This window comes from Duganella callida (genome assembly GCF_004614165.1).
Classification (GTDB): domain Bacteria; phylum Pseudomonadota; class Gammaproteobacteria; order Burkholderiales; family Burkholderiaceae_D; genus Rugamonas; species Rugamonas callida.
The window spans coordinates 1-4,804 of the sequence record NZ_SPVG01000069.1 but is presented as its reverse complement, the minus strand read 5'-3'; the positions used below and the strand labels follow the sequence as shown (position 1 = coordinate 4,804).

Here is a 4,804-nt window from a genome sequence, read left to right as displayed (position 1 = left end):
TGAACGATGACGAATACGATCGACTCGACGACCTGCTGGCCGCCATGGGGCCGCAAGCTGAGCTTCAAGGAACAGCGCGAGCTGGACGAGCTGCCCAAGCGCATCGCCGCGCTCGAGGACGAGCAGAGCCTGCTGGCGGTGCAGTTGTCCGATCCCGACCTGTACAAGAAGAACGCCGCCGAGGCGCGCCGCCTCACCGCCCGGGTCGAGGAAATCGAGGGCGAGCTGCTGGCCACGCTCGAGCGCTGGGAGCAGATCGAGGCGCTGGTCAAGGGCTGAGGCGCGGCTGTTGTAATTTTGTTGCACACGCTTGCTCAGCAGTGCGCGGCTGCTGCATTGCGTCATTTATAATGACTTACATCAATTACTTTATGCAAGTCTCATGAGCGCTGGTGTTTGCCGTAGCAGGATCGCAGGTGTGCCGTCCCCCGGTCCGGGAGGATGGCGTGCTTAACAGGCTGACGCTGCCGCGCATCGTTCCCTTCGCGATTTATCTGGGCTTTCTGGCGCTGGCCGACCTGCTGGCCCGGCTGGGCTGGAGCGAGCACCAGCTGCGGCTGCTGTACGTGGTCAAGATCGCGGCGGTGGTGCTGGCGCTGCTGGCGTACCGCCGCCGCTACAGCGAATTGCGGCCGCCGCGCCTGCCGTGGCGGCAGGCCGCGTTGGCGCTGCTGGCCGGGCTGCTGGTGTTTTTGTTGTGGATCAACCTGACCGCGCCGTGGATGATGCTGGGCCAGCCGGGCGGCTTCGACCCGCGCGTGGACGGTGCCATCGTCTGGCCGCTGGCGCTGCTGCGCGCGGCCGGCGCGACGCTGGTGGTGCCGTTGATGGAAGAGCTGTTCTGGCGCTCGTTCCTGCTGCGCTGGCTGAGCCAGGAGGACTTTTTGGCGCTGAATCCCGCTCATGCAAAAATTACAGTGTTTGTTGGTACGGTGATATTATTCGGCATTGAACATCAATTGTGGCTGGCCGGTATGGTGGCCGGCGCGGTCTACGGCGGGCTGTACATGAGCAGCCGGAATTTGTGGGCGCCGATCCTGGCGCACACGGTAACCAATGGGGTCCTGGCCGCATGGATACTGGCGACCGCACAATGGACTTTCTGGTAATATTGCCAAATCATTTCTTGCACTAATTACAAACCATACTCATGTCCAGTAACCTGCGAGTGATCCAGCCGCACCGGCGTCCGGCGTTCTTTTCTTCCTCCGCGTGGCAGGCCGCGCTGGTCGTGCTCTGCGGCAGCATGTGTTGCGCGCCAGCCACTGCGGCCCTGAGCGATACCTTGCACCCGTATGCCGGCGTGACCTACACCACCGACGACAACCTGTTCCGCGTGCCCGATGGCGTCGAGCCGGGGCCGGAAGGGCGTTCCGACACCATGCGCCAGGCGATGTTCGGGATCCAGGTCGACCGGCCGTTCGGGCGCCAGCGCCTGGAAGCCAATGTCAAACTGAGCAAGGTCGACTTCAACAAGTATGAACAACTGAATTACAGCGGCAAGGATGCCGACGCCACGCTGCACTGGCGCATCGGCAATCTGCTCAGCGGCGATCTCGGCGGCAGCTATTCGGAAACGCTGGCGCCGTTCAACGATTTCCACAGCACCGAGCGCAACCTGCGCGTGCACCGCAACGGCTTCGTCAGCGCGGCCTATCTGTTCCACCCGAGCTGGCAGGTGCGCGGCACCTATGTGCGCGACCAGTTCGCCTACGACCTGCTGTCGCAGAAGTACCTGGACCGCACCGAAACCAGCACCGAGGTCGGTTTCGACTACCTGGCGGCGAGCGGCAGCACCATCGGCCTGCTGGCGCGCCGCAGCAAGGGCGAATACCCGGACGACGTGGCCGGCGGCTTCTTCACCAACGAGGACTACAAGCAGGATGCCTACCGGCTCAAGATCCTGTGGCTGCTGTCGGCGCAGTCGCGCGTCGAATTCCAGGGCGGCCATACCAGCCGCAAGCACGTGGTCTCGGGCTACCGCGACGCCAGCGGCACCAACGGCCGGCTGACGGCGACCTGGTCGCCGCGCGCCGCGCTGAAATTCGTCGGTTCCGCCTGGCGCGAGTTTACCCCGTACGAGGGTTCGCTGACCTCGTTCAGCCTGAACCGCGGCGCCAGCCTGCGCGGCACCTGGGCCGTGCTGGACCGCCTGAGCGTGGATGCGCAGTGGTCGACCATCCACCGCGATTTCGACACGCCGCGCATCGGCAACGTGATCTATCCGGGCTTCGGCGACAATTCGCGCACCGGCTCGGTGGGCGTCAACTATGTGTTCCGCGACCATATCGGCCTCGGCGCCGCGTTCAACCGCGACACCCGCAGCATCGACCGGCGCTTCGGCGTGCCGTACCGCTCGAACGGCGGGTCGGTTTATGTCAATCTGCAATTCTAGGGCGTGGGATCAGCATGACTGTCAACGATGTACCCCTGATCTCGTTTTACCAGCGCGTGGTGGACCCCATGATCATCATGGGCATGCTGTACCTGTCGTCGATGCTGGTCGGCGTGCCGTTCAACGGCCACGCGCTGGTGCTGATGGTGCTGGCCTTCTTTATCTCCTCGTCGGTGTACAGCCACGTCGACCCCTACCGCGCCTGGCGCGGCAACCGCATGCTGGCGTACGCGCGCGACATCGTGGTCGGCTGGGGGCTGACGGTGGCGCTGCTGTGGGTGCTGGGCGCGGCCAGCGGCCTGAGCAAGCTGTTCGACCCGCAGGTGCTGCTGTGCTGGTTCGTGCTGACGCCGGTGCTGCTGCTGGCCAGCCACCTGGCGGTGCCGGGTCGCGCCAAGCGCGCGAAGGAGGTGCGCTCGGTGGTGGTGATCGGCGCCAACGACGTCGGCCTGAAGTTCGCCCGCACCGTCAGCACCAACCCGAATCTGTTCATGAGCGTGGTCGGCTACTTCGACGACCGCACCGAGGATCGCTGGCCGGCCGGCATGCAGCAGCCGATGCTGGGCAAGATGGCGGACGTGGCCGACTATGTACGCAGCCACAACATCAAGATGATCGTCATCAGCCAGCCGCTGTCGGCCCAGCCGCGCATCCGCAAGTTGCTCGACGAGCTGCAGGACACCACCGCCTCGGTCTACTTCCTGCCCGACATCTATGTGTTCGACCTGATGCAGGCGCGCTTCGACACGGTGGACGGCATGCCGGTGATCGCCATCTGCGAATCGCCGTTCACCGGCTTCAACAGCATGGTCAAGCGCGCCAGCGACTTCGTGCTGGCGCTGGTGATCCAGATCCTGTTGCTGCCGATCATGCTGGTGATCGCGGCGGCCATCATGGCCACCTCGCCGGGGCCGGTGATCTTCCGCCAGCGCCGCTACGGCCTGTACGGCGAGGAAATCATCGTCTACAAGTTCCGCTCGATGACGGTGGCCGAGGATGGCGAACAGGTGCGCCAGGCCACCAAGAACGATCAGCGCGTGACCCGCATCGGCGCGTTCCTGCGCAAGACTTCGCTCGACGAGCTGCCGCAATTCATCAACGTGCTGCAGGGCCGCATGAGCATCGTCGGGCCGCGTCCGCATGCGGTGGCGCACAACGAGCAATACCGCAAGCTGATCAAGGGTTATATGTTGCGTCACAAGGTCAAGCCCGGCATCACCGGCTGGGCCCAGGTCAACGGTCTGCGCGGCGAGACCGAAACCCTGGACAAGATGGAGGCGCGCATCAACTACGATCTGGACTACCTGCGCCGCTGGTCACTGTTGCTCGATATCTGGATTATCGTGCGCACGGTGCAGGTGGTGCTGAAGCGCGAGAATGCCCATTGACACCGGGCCCGGCCTTAAGTGGATGTTAAGGTGACAAAGGTGTTTGCAAGATTGACAAGCGGGGAAACGCCCCCCATACTAACCGCCATACTGGCTTTCCTGTGCGGCGCAGCATGGCCCATAGGCTAATTTGAGGATGATATGTTGAAACAATTCACGCGTGCAAATCATACTGCCAGCCGCGCGCACGCGCCCCGCGCCATGGCCGGGATGCTGCTGGTCCTGCTGGCGGTGGCAGGTTGCGGTCAGAAGACCCACAAGGCGGGCCAGTCGCTGGCCAGCGTCAACGGCGAGGAAATCACGGTGCTGCAGCTGAACGAGGAGCTACAGCGCGCCAACGTGCCGGCGGCCCAGCAGGAAGCCGCCGGCAAGCAGCTGCTGGAAAGCCTGATCGACCGCCAACTGCTGCAAAACGAGGCGGTCAAGGAAAAACTCGACCGCGATCCCAAGGTGCTGCAGGCGGTGGAACGTGCCAAGGCGCTGATCGTGGCTCAGGCGTATCTGCAAAAGCATCTGCCGCCGCAGGCCAAGCCGACCCCGGCCGAGGTGGCCGATTACTACGCCAAGCACCCGGGCTTCTTCTCCGCGCGCAAGGTGCTGGAACTGCGCCAGCTGCTGGTGGCCAGCAAGGATTTGACGCCGGAACTGAAGGCGGTGCTGGACGCCAACAAGTCGCTGGAGGACGTCGCGGCCTGGATGGACAGCAACAAGGTGCAGTACGCGCGCAACCAGCTGGTGCGTTCGACCACCGACCTGCCGCCCGAGATGAGCGCCAAGGTGCTGGCCATGCCCAAGGGCCAGCTATTCATCGTCCGCGAGGGCGAGCGCAGCGTGATCATGACCGTGGCCGACGTCAAGGACGCGCCGGTCAGCGAGCAGGTGGCGGCGCCGCAGATCGAGCAGTTCCTGAGCAACCAGCGCGCCAAGGACGCCGCCGCGGCCGAGATGGCGCGCCTGCGCAGCGGCGCCAAGATCGAATACTTCAACAAGACCACCGGCGCGCCCGAGGCGGCGCCGGCGG

General features: G+C 64.4%; 4 protein-coding genes and 1 pseudogene. All 5 read left to right on the top strand.

Going from position 1 to position 4,804, the window contains the following annotated elements; all coding sequences use genetic code 11:
* Nucleotides 1-51 precede the first annotated feature (51 nt).
* Nucleotides 52-279 (top strand): annotated as a pseudogene (locus E4L98_RS06715) (ABC transporter ATP-binding protein); the annotation flags it as partial.
* Nucleotides 280-446: 167 nt separating this feature from the next.
* A complete protein-coding gene (locus tag E4L98_RS06710) occupies nt 447-1,109 on the top strand; it encodes a CAAX prenyl protease-related protein (protein WP_135200793.1) in 663 nt (220 codons plus the stop codon).
* A 41-nt stretch (nt 1,110-1,150) separates the two neighbouring features.
* Nucleotides 1,151-2,395 (top strand): XrtB/PEP-CTERM-associated polysaccharide biosynthesis outer membrane protein EpsL, encoded by a 1,245-nt coding sequence (gene epsL, locus E4L98_RS06705; RefSeq protein WP_135200792.1) that lies wholly within the window; start codon nt 1,151-1,153, stop codon nt 2,393-2,395.
* A gap of 14 nt (nt 2,396-2,409) precedes the next feature.
* On the top strand, nt 2,410-3,783 hold the full coding sequence (locus tag E4L98_RS06700; protein WP_135200791.1) for an undecaprenyl-phosphate glucose phosphotransferase: 1,374 nt from the start codon (nt 2,410-2,412) through the stop codon (nt 3,781-3,783).
* 141 nt (nt 3,784-3,924) lie between these two features.
* Nucleotides 3,925-4,804, top strand: an 880-nt coding sequence (locus E4L98_RS06695) for an EpsD family peptidyl-prolyl cis-trans isomerase (protein WP_135200790.1), incomplete at its 3' end; no start/stop codon positions are given.

What these genes read in the sequence shown, in the direction of transcription:
- epsL (WP_135200792.1), top strand. Translation starts at nt 1,151, where the DNA reads ATGTCCAGTAACCTGCGAGTGATCCAGCCGCACCGGCGTCCGGCGTTC.
- E4L98_RS06700 (WP_135200791.1), top strand. Translation starts at nt 2,410, where the DNA reads ATGACTGTCAACGATGTACCCCTGATCTCGTTTTACCAGCGCGTGGTG.